Source organism: Nostoc sp. 'Peltigera membranacea cyanobiont' 210A (genome assembly GCF_002246015.1).
Classification (GTDB): Bacteria; Cyanobacteriota; Cyanobacteriia; order Cyanobacteriales; family Nostocaceae; genus Nostoc.
In genome coordinates this window covers 342,405-359,482 of the sequence record NZ_NOLJ01000007.1, presented here as the reverse complement: position 1 = coordinate 359,482, position 17,078 = coordinate 342,405, and the positions used below count along the sequence as shown (strand labels likewise).

Here is a 17,078-nt window from a genome sequence, read left to right as displayed (position 1 = left end):
GATTTTTATTTATTTGTTAAGTGTTCTTGTGTAAGCAGTTGATAATGGTTATTTACTTGCTTACGGTACTAATCCCGCGCGCAACGCACGGACAGCAGCTTGTGTCCGGTCAGCGACACAGAGTTTATTGAGAATACCTCGAACATGAGTTTTGACAGTACCGACTGTTAAATAGAGCCTTTTAGCAATTTCTGCATTGTCACAGCCAGCAACAATCAACTCTAAAACATCCATCTCTCTGTGAGTTAAAGGATAACTGACTATACTTTTCTCTGTATCTGCGTCAATACCTTCAATCAAAACTCTTTTTCCAGATGCGCCTCTGCTGCCATCGGGGAAATCTTGACGTATTTGTTGTAGTACAAGGTCTGCGATCGCTGGATCGATCCATGAGCTACCTGCATAAGTTGTTTGCACAGCCTCTATTAGTTTCTCTGTTTCTATATCCTTCATGCAATAAGAATCTGCACCTGCTGCAAATGCTGCTAAAACTGCTTGTTCGCTATTTTGCATCGTTAAAATTAGCAGCTTTGTTGTGTAGTCCTCATTCTCTGCCTGATGTTGCCTAAATGTGCGTGTTAGCTCAATACCATCCATGTCAGGCAAACCAATGTCAATAGTAGCAACATCCGGCTTGAGAGTTTTCAGAAGCTTGATGCCGTCGGCTGCATTGGCTGCTTCACCAACAATGTTAAACTCTGGCTGAGTTTGTAAGGCAGACCGCAAGCCGATTCTTGTCAGGTTGTGATCTTCAATCACAAGGATCTTGATTTCACTCATAGTTACTTAACTTTACTGTTATTTATCTAAAGTACAGATTAAAATAATCTCGTTCTTCTATTCGGGATCTTATACAAAAAGCAATGCGTTTGGTATTATTCCCTGAACTTCATCTACCATTAGACATAAATAACCTTATCTCGTAAGCTTTTCTAAGGCAAGAGTTTCGATATGACAATATAATTCAATCAAAAAATATTTTTATACATTAACCTAACGCTCGATGTTTTATGCTAAACAATTTTTCATGAAAAATTTGGTAGCAAGCAAAAGTAGGTGATTAACGCGGTGTGCAACTTTCTCTCAGACCTAACCCCCAACCCCTTCCCTACTAGCGTTGGGGAGCAAGAATCAAAGCCTCTCAGGAGTGGGGGAGAGGAATGGTAGTGGGGTTCTAAGGATAAGTTGCACATCGCGTTGATTATTAAGTAGTTACCCTTACTTTGAGCGGTATTATGTACAGAAAAAGGACTAAATAACTCTCTCTAGCACCCAAACACTCATATTAATTGGATTGTTCAGGTGACTAAGCTGTTCCACATTTAAATTGCATAAATGGTAAAATAGATATATCCGTGTCTATAGCGTTATCATGCCTGCTAAAGGGTTTCTAGCTCAATCTCAAAAAGACAATTTACAAAAAGCTTTAAAAGATAGCGATCGCTCTCAATTTATACAGAGAATATTGATGTTACTTCTGATGAATGATGGAAAAACTTATCAGGAGATAAGTGAATTTTTAGGCTGTTCATGTAGAAGTGTAGCATATTGGTGTGTTCATGGTGATCCAGACAATTTAGAAAGTCTAAAAGATGGCAGGAGAAAAGGAAATTACCAGAAAGCAACAAATGAATATATTGAATTATTAATGGAAGTTATTGACAAAGAACCAAGTGAATTAGGCTATGAATTTGGACGATGGACAACAGCAAGATTAGCTACATATTTAGACAAAAGAACTGATATTAAGTTAAGCGGAGAACAAGTCAGGAGAATATTAAAGCAAAAAAAGTATGCTTACCTTTGGGCAAAATACAGTCTAGAGGATAAGCAAGATCCGATAAAAAGAGAGGTCTTTAAAGAAAAACTGCTTGGATATCTAGAAGCTTCAAAGTCTTGCCCTGAAAGGTTACAAGTCTGGTTTTGGGATGAGAGTGGTTTTAGTCTCAGGGTAATTAGACGTAAAAATTGGAGCAAAAAAGGTTCGAGTAAAAAAGTAACAGGTCAGAGGAGTCGCGGGCGTGTAAATATAATGGGAGGAGTAAGATATCACGACAGCAAGAGAATGTGTTATTTCATTGAGAAAGGGAATGGTGAAATTTTTTATGCGCAGTTAAAAAAATTAAATGAATTTGTGAAAAAAGAATGGGTTTTAGCAGGAAATCTAGAATCTAATTTTTCCGAGAATGGCCCAGTAATTTTAATTATTCTGGATAACGCTAGTTACCATAAAAAGAAAGTAATTATAGAGGCAATTGAGAAAGAGTTGCCAAACATTCAACTATATTTTCTGCCGGCATATAGCCCAGATATGAATTTAGTAGAATTGGTATGGCATTCAGCTAAAGAATATGTAGCCCACAGGTTATTTAAATCAGTCGATGAACTAAAAAATTTACTTGATAAGCTGTTAAATCAAGGAGAATTAATTATTAAATGGGGAAGAAAAATTAAGAATAAGGGTAATATTACTATTGCAACTTAAATGTGGAATAGCTTAATATACTTGTAAAAATAATATTTTATTAAGTAAATAGCACATTAAATAAATAAAAAATCAGTTAAATTACGTAGAAAGCAGGTATTGAACTGAGGAAACTCTAAAAGAAAATGTTAATCGTTAATAATCTCAGCGCTGGTGAAGTAAGCTATTACTAGATTTGCTAGGGATAGCCAAGCACTTCTTTTTTATTTAGCCATGCCTTTACCTAAAACTGTCAAAAAAGATAAAATTCTCGTTGTCGATGATGTTTTTGATAATCTACTGGTCTTAGAAGCAGTCCTAGAAGATGAGGACTATGAAATTAGCTTGGTAGAAGATAGTAAGATTGCTCTGGCTATGGTTGAAGAGTCACCGCCAGACATAATTCTCTTAGATGTGATGATGCCGGAGCTAGATGGCTATGAATTTACTCGGCGCATCCGACAGAATCAGGCGTTACCATTTATCCCGATTCTGCTGCTTACGGCTCACTATAAGTCTAGCGTTGTTGAAGGACTTGACGCTGGTGCAGATGACTTCATTCGCAAACCATTCGATCCCGATGAACTACATGCAAGGGTGCGATCGCTCCTGCGCCTCAAGCATAGTATCGACGAACGAGATCAGATGGCGAACCTGCGTGCAGATTTTGTCTCGCGTTTTACTCACGATTTACGCATACCCCTAGTAGCCTCCAACCGCGTATTAAAATTATTGCTGGAAGGCAGATTTTGCGATGTTTCGCCACAATTGCAAGAAATAATTGATACCATGATTGGCAGCAATCAAGACCTGCTGGAAATGGTAAATACCTTGTTAGAAGTTTATCGTCATGAAGCGGGCTGTAAAACCTTAAAAATTTCTCCCTGCAATATTCAGGAATTAGTTAATGAAGTTTCCCAAGAATTAACTCCTTTAGCTGAAGAAAAAGGATTAGCTGTAAACATCGATCGAGGTGAAACTGCAAGCACCATTATGGGCGATCGCTTAGAACTGCGGCGAGTTTTGACAAATCTCATCGGCAATGCCATCAAATTTACAGACAAAGGCTCTGTAAATATTCACTGCTATCTGACTCCGGTAGCTGTGAATATTGATATCCAAGATACAGGGCCAGGAATTTCTAAACCAGATCAGGCAATATTATTCGAGCGATTTCGTCAAGGGAAACACCAACGTTCTGGTAGTGGCTTGGGACTATATCTTTCTCGCTGTATTATCGAAGCACATCAAGGCACAATCGATGTGAAATCTGAACCAGGACAGGGTAGTACATTTACTATACGTCTACCTGTGACTGGCGAAAACTAAAAGTAGGCAGACAAAATAATTATTACTATTGTACATACATCGTTGGCACTACCACGCATAAATACAAATTCGACGTTATGGATGGAAGAAACAAGTCAAATCCTCTTCCCTCCTGCCTTCTGCCTTGTTTCTTAAAAGTGGTACAATAATTGTGATTATTCAATCGTACATAAACTTTGGACTTGCCGCAGGACAAAGCTACTAGATATAGAAAAACTTTCCATAACACCAAATACAAAGTTATAAAATATACTTTAAAAAGTTAATTTATACTGCTAATAATCCAAATACATGATTTTGGCTGAAGATGGTTGAAATAAATCATCAACATTTAAAAATAGCCAAAATAGTTCACTTAGTTTCTAAGTAGTTCCGAAACTGTATGTTGCAATAATGTCTAATGTCAACTTGAAGAATTTTTATTTGATGTGTGTAAGCTTCTATGGTCAAGCGATCGCTCGAAGCATCAGTTACCGGGATTGAACAAGCCAAAAAAGCGTTCGCTCATAAAGGGTGGACACAAGACAATTTAGCTTTTGAAGTCAACTTAAAGACTCGCCAACCAATTTGGCGGTTTTTTACTGGGCGTTCGGTTGACCGTCATATCTTTATAGAAATTTGTTCTGTGTTGTCATTGAATTGGCGGGAGATTGCGGCTAATCCTCCAGAAAAATTTTCTGAATCAAAAGAACTTGGTGCTGCTGAATTTTTAGATATTGATGCTCTAGTACAATTTGTGCGATCGCAACGCTTCGACAAAATTCAAGACCAGTGCGGCACTTTGCAGTTATTAGATGTTAGTCGCCCCGTTAGAATCGACGACATTTACATAGATGTCAACATTTTGGAGGAGATTGCCAGCCTTCAGTGGTTAGACTTTGCTGACTTGCAAAAGTTTACATCACAAGAATTCGATCGCTTTGGTTTAGGTGAAGTATCCCAAACACAAATCGCGGGGATCGCGGCAGTTCAAACTTATTCAAAGCTGCGGGTGTTGGGTAAACCGGGAGCAGGTAAAACCACTTTTTTACAACATCTGGCGATTCAATGCAACCGAGGGAGATTTGCTGCAAATCGGGTTGCCATTTTTGTCACCTTAAGAGATTTTGCCGACGAATCTAAAGAAGCAGGAGAGTTCAATTTACTGAACTATATTTGCAAAGAATTCCTCACCTGTGGAATTTCAGATCCATCTGTGCTGGAAACTTTATTGTTAGAGGGCAGAGTGTTGCTGTTGCTGGATGGATTAGATGAAGTGCTTCATCAAGAAAGGAAGGGTGTCGCCAATGAGATTCGCAGATTCTCTGAAAAGTATCAAAAGAATATATTTGTCGTCACCTGCCGCACGGCGGCTAAAGCTTTCAACCTTAGACGCTTTACAGATGTTGAAATTGCCCCATTTAGTCAAGACCAAATTGTTGCTTTTGCTCAGAAATGGTTTACAGCACTTACAAAAACGAACATCCAGAATAAACAAGAACAGGCAATTGATTTTATTAAGAAACTAGATTTACCCGAAAACTTACAATTCCGTAGACTTGCCACCTCCCCCTTGTTTTTACATCTCGTCTGCGGCGTTTTTCATCAACAGAATAAATTTCCAAACCAAAAAATTGCGTTTTATAAGCAATGTTTAGACCTTCTCCTGGGCAAATGGGATGAAACTAAAGCAATTGAACGGGATGAAGTGTACGAAGGTTTCTTATTATCACAAAATTTGAAGTTGCTGAGTCAGGTTGCTAGCGCGACATTTGACCAGGGTAATTACTTTTTTGAACAACGCATTGTTGAACAATACATTAGCGATTATATCTGTGATTTACCGAATGCTTCGACGGAACCAGAGGAATTGCAATTAGATAGTGAAGGGGTACTTCAGGCGATAGAATTACAACATGGATTACTAGCAGAACGAGTGCGGGGAATTTTCTCCTTCTCTTATTTGACGTTTCAAGAATACCTAACTGCTCGAAAAATCGTTGCCAGTTATAATTTACAAGCATTAGAACGACCGTTAGAACGTCTGGTGAGTCATATTACTGAACCCAGGTGGCGCGAAATCTTTTTGTTAACCGCTGCCATGCTGCGGAGTGCAGATTTCTTAGTACTGTTGATGAAGCAAGAAGTTGATGCGCTAGTTGCTCAAGATCCATATTTGCAAAAATTTCTAACTTGGGCAAGTCAGCCCCTTCCCTACGGGACGCTGCGCGAATGGGGAAGTCAAAAGTCAAAAGTCAAAAGTCAAAAGTCTTTTGCTGCTCCTGAGTCTGCTGCAATTTGGGCGTTTTATTTTGCCCTGGCTAGGACTCCTCACCTTACTGCGTACTTTGCCCTGGTCTGCATCTTCGATCAGGGTATTTTTTTGGATGCGGCATTAGATAACCTAGTAATGGAATGCAAATCTAATTTTGCCGATGCCCATGCCTGCGATGATGCTTTGAGTTATGCTTTAGCGATCGCTCAAGATGCTGGCTTACATCAAGCTTTACAACAACTTCAAGACCTACTGCCCGATCCAGAACAAAGTAGAGAAAGCATTCAGACATGGTGGCAAACAAGTTATCCTGCTTGGATGGAACAGTTAAAAACTGCGATCGCCAAGCATCGAAACATTGAGCATCACTGGCACTTCAGCCCACAGCAACAGCAAGTATTGCAACAATATTACAATGCCAATCAGTTGCTTATCGATTGCCTTAATAGCAACTGTGAGATCACAGACGTTGTGCGCCAGGAGATTGAAGCCGGTTTATTGCCGATAGAAGAACTCTCCAAGCGAGAATGGCAGGGATTGTGATCGGGCAAGGGAGCAGGGAGCAGGGAGCAGGGGGAGGGAAAGTGGTCACTGAGCGACGCTGAAGTGTCGTTTTGAAAGAGTGAAATTGGATAATTTATTTTTTGGAGTTTCCTAAAACGCTTTTATTCACTAAGAAAAGGAATCTATGCTTGGACACGACATTATTGTTATTGGTACTTCGGCAGGCGGACTCAAAGCGCTGGGCGCAATCTTAGGCGCTCTGCCTGCTGAGATTGATGCTGTCTTCTTTATTGTTCAGCACCTTGCAGCAGATAAGCCCAGCATTCTCCCCCAAATTCTTGCAGATGTAGGCTCTCTCCCAGCATCTCACGCGGTAGATGGAGAGTCAATTCAAACCGGGCGCATCTATGTCGCACCGCCCGATTATCACCTGTTGGTCAATCAAGGCTCGATGCGTGTCGTGCGCGGCCCTCAAGAAAACCGCTTTCGCCCCGCGATCGATGCGTTATTTCGTTCAGCCGCCCGCGCTTATGGTACAAGGGTGGTAGGTGTGGTACTCACTGGCTATCTTGATGATGGCACGGTGGGGTTGCAGGCAATCAAGAAACGGGGCGGAGTAGCGATCGTTCAAGACCCAAACGAAGCAGAATACCCCAGCATGGCCAAGAGCGCCTTGCGGTATGTGAATGTCGATTACTGCCTGCCGCTTGCAGAAATCCCAGACCTACTAGTGGAGTTATCAAAGGAACCCGCCGCCCAGGAGGAGGCATATCCCGTGACCCAAGAGATCGAAATTGAATCCAAGATTGCTGAACAGCAGATGAATACCCAGGAGTTTTTAAAGAATGTAGAAGCGATCGGGACTAGAACGACTTACACCTGCCCTGAATGCAACGGCAGCATTTGGCAAATTGGCAAAGAACAGCCCCTACGGTTTCGCTGTCACATAGGGCATTCCTTTACAGCTAATGTGTTTCTGGCAGAGCAAACTCAGAATCTCGAAAATGCGCTGTGGTCGGCTGTGCGGGTAATGGAAGAAAAGATTACATTCTCCCGTCAAATGGCAGAACAGATGAGAAACTCCAATTTAACTAGTGCCGCAACAAAATTTGAGGATCATGCAATGAATTTGGATAAAGAGGTGTCCTTAGTTCGAGGCATAATTCTCAACGGCTTTGCCACGAAACGAACTATTGCTGCAATAGAGGAAGAGCGCGCTGAGTAGCTGTAGGTTTAACCTTTTTTAATCACTATCGCTAGATAAAAATCCAAAACCTTTCATTTCGCTGCAATGACTCTAGCTACAGAGATTTCTGGTGCTTCCATGAGAACTTGGACAGGTGTAGATGAGCCTTTCAACCACAGCAGCACTGCGGGAGTGACACCCAGCAACAAGCCTAGCAACACGGGTACAAAGAATCCAGCTGTTAAGCTCATGACTGTAGCGAAACCAAAGTTACTTAAATAAACTGCTAAAGGTATATTAAGTTGCGTTGGCAAAGCCCACCGCAGGTATCGCTCCCGGTTAATTGGATTGTTTCTCCACAACAGTGCAGTCACACTCATAAATATTGAGCTAGTACCCAGCCACCCCGCAAAGTTTTGGTAAGGCATTCCAAAGAATGGGCCTGGTTGTTGCCAATACCAAAAGGGTAGAGAAGTTTGACTCATTGCAGGATCAAGAACAAAATCCCAGGAGGTTAGTAATAAAGCACCCAAAGCGATCGCACTTATATGACGCCACAAGTTGGGTTTTTTGTCCACTTCTAAACCTGCACGTGCCAGCAGGTAAGAAACAAATCCCAAATAAAACCACGACAAGGGAATTGTAAATGGGACTAAACCCGCAATCTTATAACCTAAACCGCTTAGGTAACTATAATGGCCAAATGGAAAACCAGTACTGGTTCCTAGTAATTCACTTCCTAGAGAAATAAATACTGATGGCAACAGAAATGCCAAGGCGCTACCTAAACCTAAAGTCCGCATGGCATACAAGAAAACACCTGCTGCACCTAAAATCATATAAACTACACCGCCTCCCGCCATACTCCATTGCATGACAGTTTGTCCAACCTCAGATAAGTCGAAAATTACTTGGGCATTAGGTACAACCAGTAATATCCCTACCAATCCAAATATCATTGACACGATATGACCAATAAGGCTTATGCGTTCAGCAATAACAAGTTGTCTCATGATAATTCCTTTTTACTCGCTGCTAATGAAGCGCTATTCATCCTAGCCATTGTTTAAAAATCTTCTAGCATTTATCGAACAGAATTCAGGAGTCAGGAGTCAGGAGCCAGAATAATTGTCAAATCAAGCATAAAATAACTTCTTGATTTTATTAAACTTATTAAGTTTAGGTATCAAAGTCTTCTTAATTCTGATTTCTGGATTCTGGATTCTGAATTCTTCCATTTATAATCAGCTAAAATGAGCATTAATGATATTGAAGTCTTGCTCTAATTGTTTGTCCAAATTGGATTTTTGGATAAATTCATCTTAGGAGTAACTATAAGTTTTGAAGTATTATTTGACCTCTCCCCCAACCCCTCTCCGACACGGAGAGGGGAGCAAAAGCTGAATTTTTCGCTACTCCTCCCTTTCCGTTTCGGAGAGGGAGGCTGGGAGGGAGAGGTTCGTCAAACTCACGTTAAAATTAGTTGCTCTGTACCTCAATTACGAATTACGTTAGCGCAGCGTTAGCGACGCAGGAGCGTCATTACGAATTACGAATTACGAATTATCTGTCCCTCGTCCACTCAAATCTGCAATCATCAATACCAATTGAGTAAGGTCAATCGGTTTAGCTAGATGCGTTTGGAAACCAGCATCAATTGCTCTTTGCCGCTCTTGTTCGGTGGCATAGGCAGTGATTGCTGCTGCTGGAATTTGTCCCCCAGCTTCAGCTTCAAGCTCTCTCACCTGACGAATCAGGGAGTAACCATCCTCCCCTGGCATCCCAATATCTGCAAGAAGCACATCATATTTGCCAGGAGATTCAGTTAAAGCAGCGATCGCTTCCCTTGCCGATGTCACAATTACTACTTCAGCCCCGAAATTTTCTAACATCGACTTGATTAAGTCGCGGCTATCCGCTTGATCGTCTACAGCTAAGATGCATAATCCTTCAAGGCTCAAGGATGGATTTTTACCATTTAATGTGTGCTGAGTCTCTGACAAAATGATTGGCTCTAAATCAGTTGGCGGTGTAATCTCCAACGGCATTGAGCGCAGAGGCAGCCTGACAAGGATCGTGGTTCCTAGTCCCTCACCTGGACTTTGCGCTTGAACTGTTCCACCGTGAAGTTCTATCAGATGACGGACGATTGACAAGCCTAATCCAAGTCCCTGAGTTGTTTTGCTACTGCTGGAATCTCCTTGGCGGAAGCGATCGAAAATATAGGGCAGCAAGTCTGCCGAGATGCCAATTCCTGTGTCGCTGACTCGAATCTCGGCGTGACTATATACAGCTTCGAGCATAATTCCCACTCGTCCATCGGCTGGAGTGAACTTAATGGCATTAGTTAGTAAATTCCACAGAACTTGCTGTAAACGGTCAAAATCTCCGACAACTGTCGCCGAGTTCAACTGTGAAATAATTTGAATGCCTTTCGCCTCTGCGGACAATTGGACAGACTCAATGGCGGCATCCACTACTGAAACTAGATCGATTAGACGAGTGTTTAAATGAAGCTTTCCACTCGTAATCCGTGATACATCCAGCATATCATCGATTAACTGAGCTTGCACCTTAGCACTCCGCTCCACTACTTCCCAGGCACGAGTGACTGCTGAAGAATCTAAATCGCGGTTACGGAAAAGTTGCGCCCAGCCCAGTATAATATTGAGCGGGTTACGAAGTTCATGGGAGAGGTTCGACAGGAATTCATCTTTGGCTCGGTTGGCAGTTTCCGCCTGTTGACGGGCTGACTGCTCCTGTGCTAGAAGCTTAGATCGCTCTAACTCAAACTGTTTGGCATCGCTGATATCTTCAATCGCCAGCAAAATCATTTGAGCCTCTCCCTGTTGAATAATTTTCCAACCATTCAGCAGCATAGTTTTCTGCCCAATCTGCTCAAAACGATGCTCTATCTCCAAGTTTTGAATATTGGTATCGTTGGCGAGAATGTCTTCTAAGAGCGATCGCAGTCCGGGCAGGTTCCATTGACCGTTCCCTAGTTCAAAAATCAGAGATTGGGCTGTCTCTGATGGTGAAACCTGAAATGTTTGATAAAACGAGCGATTGGCTTTGTTCACCCGGAAATCAGAATCAAGGACGATTAACGGCACTTGTACCGTCTCCACAATCGCTTCAGCGTAATTCCGGGCTTGTTCTAACGTTACTGCACTGCGTTTAAGAACATCAATATCTATTAACACCAACACTACACCGTCAATCTTGTTTTCTGTAGTGCGATAAGGACGGATGCGGAGGTTGTACCAATGTCCCCCCAGAGTTTGGACTTCTAATTCTTTGATGCTGAGTGTGTCAAGAACCTCCAAAATTAGAGTTTCTAACTCAGGAACATCGAGATTTGCTCTGATGTCGCTCAAAGGTCGTCCAGCATCGGCGGGAATCAAATTGAAAAGCCGCTGCGCCATTGGCGTAAAACGTCGAATGCGTAAGTCCAAAGTCAATATCAAAATGGGAATATTAATACTGGCAAGCAAATTCGTGAGATCGTTGTTAACTTGGTGTAATTCCAGATTTCGAGAGCGAAGTTCTTCATTAGTAGTGTTGAGTTCTTCGTTGGTTGCTTGAATCTCTTCTTTGGCAGTTTCTAGCTCCTCATTGGTGCTTTGCAACTCTTCATTGCTGGAGAGAATTTCTTCATTGGCAACTTTCAGGTCTTGATTGATATGCTCCTGCTCTTGGATCACCGCTTGTAGATACTCTTGAGTTGCAGCCCGCTCTTTGATGGCGGTTGCAAGTTCCTGCCTGAGCAGAACAATCTCCTGCGCTAAGTCTGACTGCCCTTCGCTCTCAGGATTTACTGTGCTGAGGTTGTTAATTGTGAGTGGGGCTGATTCAAATAAAACCAGAAAGTAGAGTTCTTCGCCAGTCCCAGGCTTGAATGGAATCACCTCAAGATTGATGATTTTTGAAAGATCGCCCTCTTCAATTTGTAACCCTTCTCTTCTAACTAGAATTTTTTGCCGTTGTGCCTGATAAATTGTCGCCCGTAGCTCGATGAGCAAGCCCTCGCGCACCATTTTGAATAAGTTAAGACTCGGTTTCCCCGGTACAAGTTTGAGATAGAGATCGATTTCTCCCCGAAATTGCAGCACTTCCATCTTGTCGTTAATTACTACACCCACTGGGGCATAGCGATTCAAGATTAGTTGGTCAGTTTTTTTCTCTAAGTCCAACTCATCCAATGGATTCTCATTGGTCGGCTTTGATTCGTCCACTTTTACTATCGGATAATTGCTGGTAATGAAGGAAAAAGTTGGACGAATTGCAGTTAGCTTTTTGCTATATATTTTATACTTTTTGTCAATTAGAGTAAACAAGTCCGAATATTTACCTGTGCTTTCTGAAGTTCCTAGCAGCAAGAAGCCAGTCGGATTGAGACTGTAATGAAAGATGGGCAATATCCGTTTTTGCAACGTTTCGCCCAAGTAAATCAGTACATTCCGGCAGCTAATTAAATCTAAGTTAGAAAAAGGGGGATCGCTGCCCAAGTCTTGCCGGGCAAACACACACAGTTCGCGGACAGCTTTGCTAATTTGATATCCACCGCCCTCAAGGGCATTAAAAAATCTGCGGCGGCTCTCTGGTGAGACTTCCACCATTTGATTCTCTGCATAAATACCCGTTCTCGCTTTGTCAATCGCGATCTCGCTGATGTCTGTGGCAAAAATTTGGATCGGCGGCGAGGTTACTTTATTTGATAAAAACTCCAGCAAGGAGATAGCGATGGAATACACTTCTTCACCCGTCGAACACCCAGCTACCCAAATCCGAATCGGCAACTCTGCTGGTTTGTTTTCGATGATGGTAGGAAAGACTCGCTCTTTCAACAGTTCAAATGCTTCGGGATCGCGGAAAAAATGGGTTACATGGATCAGAATTTCTTCATAGAGCGCCTTGACTTCACTCGGATTCTCTTGCAAATACTGGGCATAATCCTCCAAGCTTTGTAGTTTATACAACAGCATTCGCCGCTGGATTCGGCGATCGAGGGTGTTGGGCTTGTAGTGGCTGAAGTCAACGCCAGTTTGCGATCGCAGTAACACAAATATAGTCGCCAGGGCATCTCCCTGTTCGGGCAACTTCTCAACCGCGATCGGTGGCAATGAGTTAGAAATAAAAGGATTGCGACTGAAGTTTACCAGTTCCTCGGCGATTTTTTGCGGCGGTAGTACAAAATCGACATTCCCGGTGGCAACAGCAGTATTGGGCATACTATCGAATTTTGCCGTATCTTCACACTGAGCAAAAGTCACGCCTCCAGCTGCCTTGATTGCCTTCAGTCCCAGTGAACCGTCTCCATCCGCTCCAGATAGAACAACTGCGATCGCTTTGTGCCCTCGATCTGCTGCCAATGAAGTAAAGAACGCATCAGCAGGCATATATTTCCCCTGAACTTTCTCTCGCGGCGTGAGTTGCAACACCCCACCAGACAACATCATCTTAGTGTTAGGCGGAATGATGTAGACCTTGTTAGGTTCTACAGTCATGCCATTTTGCACTTCAATAACAGGCATTTGAGTTGTTCTTGCCAGAATCTCGCTTAATAGACTCTTGTGGTTAGGGTCTAAGTGTTGAATCAGCACAAATGCCATCCCTGTATCAGTAAGCAAATGCCTGAGTACCTCCGTAAATGCCTCTAATCCACCCGCAGAGGCGGCAATACCAACGACGGGAAATAAAGCATCTTTATTGTCTTGTTGCTCTACGTCGAACACTTCATTAGCGGTAGATTCACATACAGGTTGTTCAGAGCGTTGATCGGATGTCATAGGATAAAGTTTAACACTGCAATGGTTTGGCAACTAAGGTTTATATTTTAGATTCAGTTTACTTACTTGCCCTATATTTAATAATAGTTTGAGTATAAATAAAATAAATTAAGGCTACTTTGAATGGTGCGCGTTCGCGTTAGCGTCTCTGAAAGAGAAGCCTCTCGCACAGAAGCGCGATAGGCAGGGAGTAGGGAATCAGCCTTTTCGAGTTATACCGATTTTTTTCACGCAATCAAACAGGAGTCCTATATTCCCAAAATATAAACTATAAACCATTTAAGTTTTCTAAATCAAAGTCACTGCCAAGAAGTAAGAAGCTAGAATAAATCCAATACCAATAATTCCGCTACTCAAAAGCAAAATTAATTGAGTTAAGTCATTGATATGATAAATCCTGAGATTAATTCTATCGTTTATCAAGTTAATTATTAGCATTTGAAACATATTTATCCCTATCCATAAATGACCCATAGTATTAATTCTCAAAACTTAAATTACTATATCTAAGACATTAATTAAAGCTAGTTAGCATGAGAATGGGGATTATTAGCAATTGCTGAAATGCCAAGTACAGCAACAAAATCATCAACAACTACGGGTTTAGCAAAGCATAGACTAAACCCAGCTAAAAGAGCGTGTTGATACATATCTTCTGTTACAGTGCTTGTCAGAGCGATCGCTGGCACTACTTTCCCTCGCTCTCCCGTGAGTGTTCTAACTTGGTGAATCAGAGCATAGCCATCCTCCTTTGGCGAGGAAATATCACTTAAGAGGATATCAGGTTGCCATTGCACAAATATTTCCAGAGCTTCTTCTCCTAAAAATGCTGCTTGCACCTCCACACCATAGGATTGCAACATCGGCGTCAACGAATTGCAGAAATTGACATCATTATCTACAAGGAGTACTCGTAGCCCTTGAAGAAATGAAGAATTAGTAGGAAATCTATTTTTTAGATCCATCACAGTTCCAAGATTGAGGTTTTCTTGAGCTTTGGAATTTTCTTAAGTAGTACATCTATTGTGCTTGCTTGAAGTTCAATAAACCTCTCATCATTAAGCACAAAAACTCAGAGCAAATGCATTTAAATTACTCTTGATTGCAACCAAGGTTAAAAACAACGAAAAATCAGCATTTATCATTTAGTTTAGTTTCTTAAGGGACTTCCAAATAAAAAATACTCAACTACTTATTGTGGAGTGGGCGTCTCGCCCGCGCCTAGCCAAAGGCTGGCTGGAAGCCCATCCCACAAGATTGAATATATTTATTTGTTGGAAATCCCCAAACTCAAAGCGATGTGTATAAAAGGCTATACCTACGCTAAAGCTGTGTCAATAAATAGCTATTATGCAACTATTTTTGAGCTTATTGACATGATGTAGCCGCCCTGCACAAAAATGGTGAGCGGGTTATTACCTTTGAAAATCTCTACTCTCTTACCAGCTTTGATTACAGCAATTAGTATACTAAAGACACTAAATTTTATTGCAGCATCAATTATTTATTTGACCTATTAATAGACAAATTTTATTACCAGTATTGAGTATAACATCTTATTGTTAAAGGTTATGTTTGAATAGATGTTTTAATAACGTATATTTTATCTAATATGTATATTTTCAGGAACAAATTTTATGATATAAAAAATAAATAAGTTATTTTAATGAACAGAGAAAAAATTACACTATGATGGGTGTAGAAATGTCCCCAATAAGAAAAAGCGGGCAGCTATGTTGAACCGATCGCTGAATGGTCAATGCTGATAAAAGGAAAAAATTAGCAGCTTGCCCGTGACATTTAATAAGCATGAAACTTTTTGCACATCGGTGTACATCATCTTTGGTGGTAATGCGGCATATTTGTACGTAATCAAGACTAAAGACATTTCAACCCATATTGCACCAACGATTGACTTGTGTGGCGATCGCTTCCGTAGTTTTGGACTAAAAACGGTCAAATATATTACTGATATTATGGCGATCGCTATTGTCAAAATGCCTGAAAATCTTAGGCAAAAAACAGAGTTAATAAAGGGAGAAGGTTCAGTAAATAATTATTTAACTTAAACCTTCTTCCTAAATAAAGTTTCACCTATTACATTACCGTCAAAATCTAGTTACTTGAGCAACTTGTTACAGCGAGGAAAACCTCGATCGCGCTGTACTATTCTAAAGTCTTTTTAACTTCATCTTTGATATTTTCAGCCGTGTGACGGACTTGGGATTCAGCTTGTTTAGCTTTACCTTCAGCTTTATCTTTAGGATCGCCAGTTACTTCGCCAACGGCCTCTTGTACTTTACCTTCGACGTTTTTAGCAAAAGCTTTTGCTCTATCTTCGATACTCATATTATTTGTTCCTAAAATATGTTACGTAGTCATTAGTTATTGCTTGCTTGAAAAGCGCTGCAATATCTATAGATTACTTCTAGAAAACTTTTAATTCTTCTATCTGACGATGTTTTTATGACAAATATTTGTATCCATTGTACATAACTATTTAAAGGTTAAATTCATCTTGAGAATTCAACTAATATCCAAAAGAGGTAAAGGGATCATTCTATTGTTCTATCTTCAGACAAAATCATTTATCATTTCAGGTAGACAGCCATGATAATAAACAGCAACTTGGCTTATTACCACTGTATATGGTAAATACAGCGCTCTTTATCTAAGTGGAGTACACTACCTACCATTGATGTCAACTTAAGCCGAAAACTATATCGGACAGGCGTTTTGCAAATCCCTCACGCCCTCATCCCCTAACCCCTTCTCCCAAGGGAGAAGGGGAATTGAATGTCTAGCTCCCCTCTCACGGATGGGAGAGGGGCTGGGGGTGAGGGCAAAACAGTAACCCAACAAAGTCCTGCAAATGTTGGGTTTCGTTCCTCAAGTCAAACTACGTAGTTTAAGGTTTTTGGGGCTAACCCAAGCTTATTGGGTTATATATTAGTCACATCTTTCTTAATAGTCATTTATTAACTTGCAATTCGCTGTATATTGCTTCTGCAACTCTGACTACTTAAAGCTTGTATTAGAAAGAACTGACACTAAGAATAGTTTAAATCTTAGTAAATACTTTAGGAGCAGTAGCTTGCAGAATAAAGATTTTGTCACAAAATTTAGCAGAAATCAACATAATTGTTCAGGTTTTAACTGAAGAATAGTTTAGCTAGTGCAAGAAGGCATAGAGAAGTCTCAGCAGCGACTTTGAAATAACTAATAAAAGTTGTAACTAATTTCTGCTCAAAGACAGCAGGAACAATTATCCACGTTTATTTCTAGCTTATTACTTGTAGTATTTATAAAGATATTTATGCAATCAAATTCTAGTACTCAACCAACTCCCAACTCGCAATATATAGATTCTAAGATGCCAACAGATTCATCTGTTAATATTTTCATTGGATATTCTATCTTGGTTCCAATGATTGTGTTTGTAGGGTTTAATATCTATAAGAAACACCGGACTGCTGTTTTCCGCCGACAAGTTACTTCTTTAGAAAAACTGTGGCATTTGAATATTAAAAAAGAGCTTGAAGAAAAATAATC

Annotated in this window: 11 protein-coding genes; 6 read left to right on the top strand and 5 right to left on the bottom strand. The window is 40.8% G+C overall.

Features of this window, described 5'->3' with window-relative positions:
- Positions 1–60: 60 nt before the first annotated feature.
- Positions 61–780 (bottom strand): response regulator, encoded by a 720-nt coding sequence (locus CDG76_RS23605; RefSeq protein ID WP_094351335.1) that lies wholly within the window; start codon positions 778–780, stop codon positions 61–63.
- Between the two features lie 592 nt (positions 781–1,372).
- On the opposite strand from CDG76_RS23605, the gene CDG76_RS23600 reads away from it, so the two are divergent.
- From CDG76_RS23600 to CDG76_RS23585, 4 genes are all read left to right on the top strand, one after another.
- Positions 1,373–2,485: an IS630 family transposase gene (locus CDG76_RS23600; protein WP_094347467.1), complete on the top strand. Its 1,113-nt coding sequence runs from the start codon at positions 1,373–1,375 to the stop codon at positions 2,483–2,485.
- Positions 2,486–2,698: 213 nt separating this feature from the next.
- On the top strand, positions 2,699–3,793 hold the full coding sequence (locus tag CDG76_RS23595) for a hybrid sensor histidine kinase/response regulator (RefSeq protein WP_094351334.1): 1,095 nt from the start codon (positions 2,699–2,701) through the stop codon (positions 3,791–3,793).
- Between the two features lie 442 nt (positions 3,794–4,235).
- Positions 4,236–6,590 (top strand): NACHT domain-containing protein, encoded by a 2,355-nt coding sequence (locus CDG76_RS23590; RefSeq protein WP_094351333.1) that lies wholly within the window; start codon positions 4,236–4,238, stop codon positions 6,588–6,590.
- Between the two features lie 145 nt (positions 6,591–6,735).
- Entirely contained in the window at positions 6,736–7,776 is a 1,041-nt protein-coding gene (locus tag CDG76_RS23585; protein WP_094351332.1) for a chemotaxis protein CheB, read from the top strand.
- Positions 7,777–7,829: 53 nt separating this feature from the next.
- Here the strand turns inward: CDG76_RS23585 and cruF are convergent, their stop codons facing one another.
- The 3 genes from cruF to CDG76_RS23565 form a co-directional block, all read right to left on the bottom strand.
- The gene (cruF, locus tag CDG76_RS23580; protein ID WP_094351331.1) at positions 7,830–8,750 is read right to left on the bottom strand and encodes a gamma-carotene 1'-hydroxylase CruF; all 921 of its coding nucleotides are present in this window, start codon (positions 8,748–8,750) and stop codon (positions 7,830–7,832) included.
- 543 nt (positions 8,751–9,293) lie between these two features.
- On the bottom strand, positions 9,294–13,526 hold the full coding sequence (locus CDG76_RS23575) for a chemotaxis protein CheB (protein ID WP_094351330.1): 4,233 nt from the start codon (positions 13,524–13,526) through the stop codon (positions 9,294–9,296).
- A gap of 524 nt (positions 13,527–14,050) precedes the next feature.
- Positions 14,051–14,491 (bottom strand): response regulator, encoded by a 441-nt coding sequence (locus CDG76_RS23565; protein ID WP_094351328.1) that lies wholly within the window; start codon positions 14,489–14,491, stop codon positions 14,051–14,053.
- A gap of 828 nt (positions 14,492–15,319) precedes the next feature.
- On the opposite strand from CDG76_RS23565, the gene CDG76_RS23560 reads away from it, so the two are divergent.
- Positions 15,320–15,595 (top strand): hypothetical protein, encoded by a 276-nt coding sequence (locus tag CDG76_RS23560; RefSeq protein WP_094351327.1) that lies wholly within the window; start codon positions 15,320–15,322, stop codon positions 15,593–15,595.
- 97 nt (positions 15,596–15,692) lie between these two features.
- Here the strand turns inward: CDG76_RS23560 and CDG76_RS23555 are convergent, their stop codons facing one another.
- On the bottom strand, positions 15,693–15,875 hold the full coding sequence (locus CDG76_RS23555) for a CsbD family protein (RefSeq protein ID WP_094351326.1): 183 nt from the start codon (positions 15,873–15,875) through the stop codon (positions 15,693–15,695).
- 967 nt (positions 15,876–16,842) lie between these two features.
- Between CDG76_RS23555 and CDG76_RS23550 the strand changes: the two genes are divergently transcribed.
- Positions 16,843–17,076, top strand: coding sequence for a hypothetical protein (locus CDG76_RS23550; RefSeq protein WP_094351325.1), 234 nt, complete (start codon positions 16,843–16,845; stop codon positions 17,074–17,076).
- Positions 17,077–17,078: the final 2 nt, after the last annotated feature.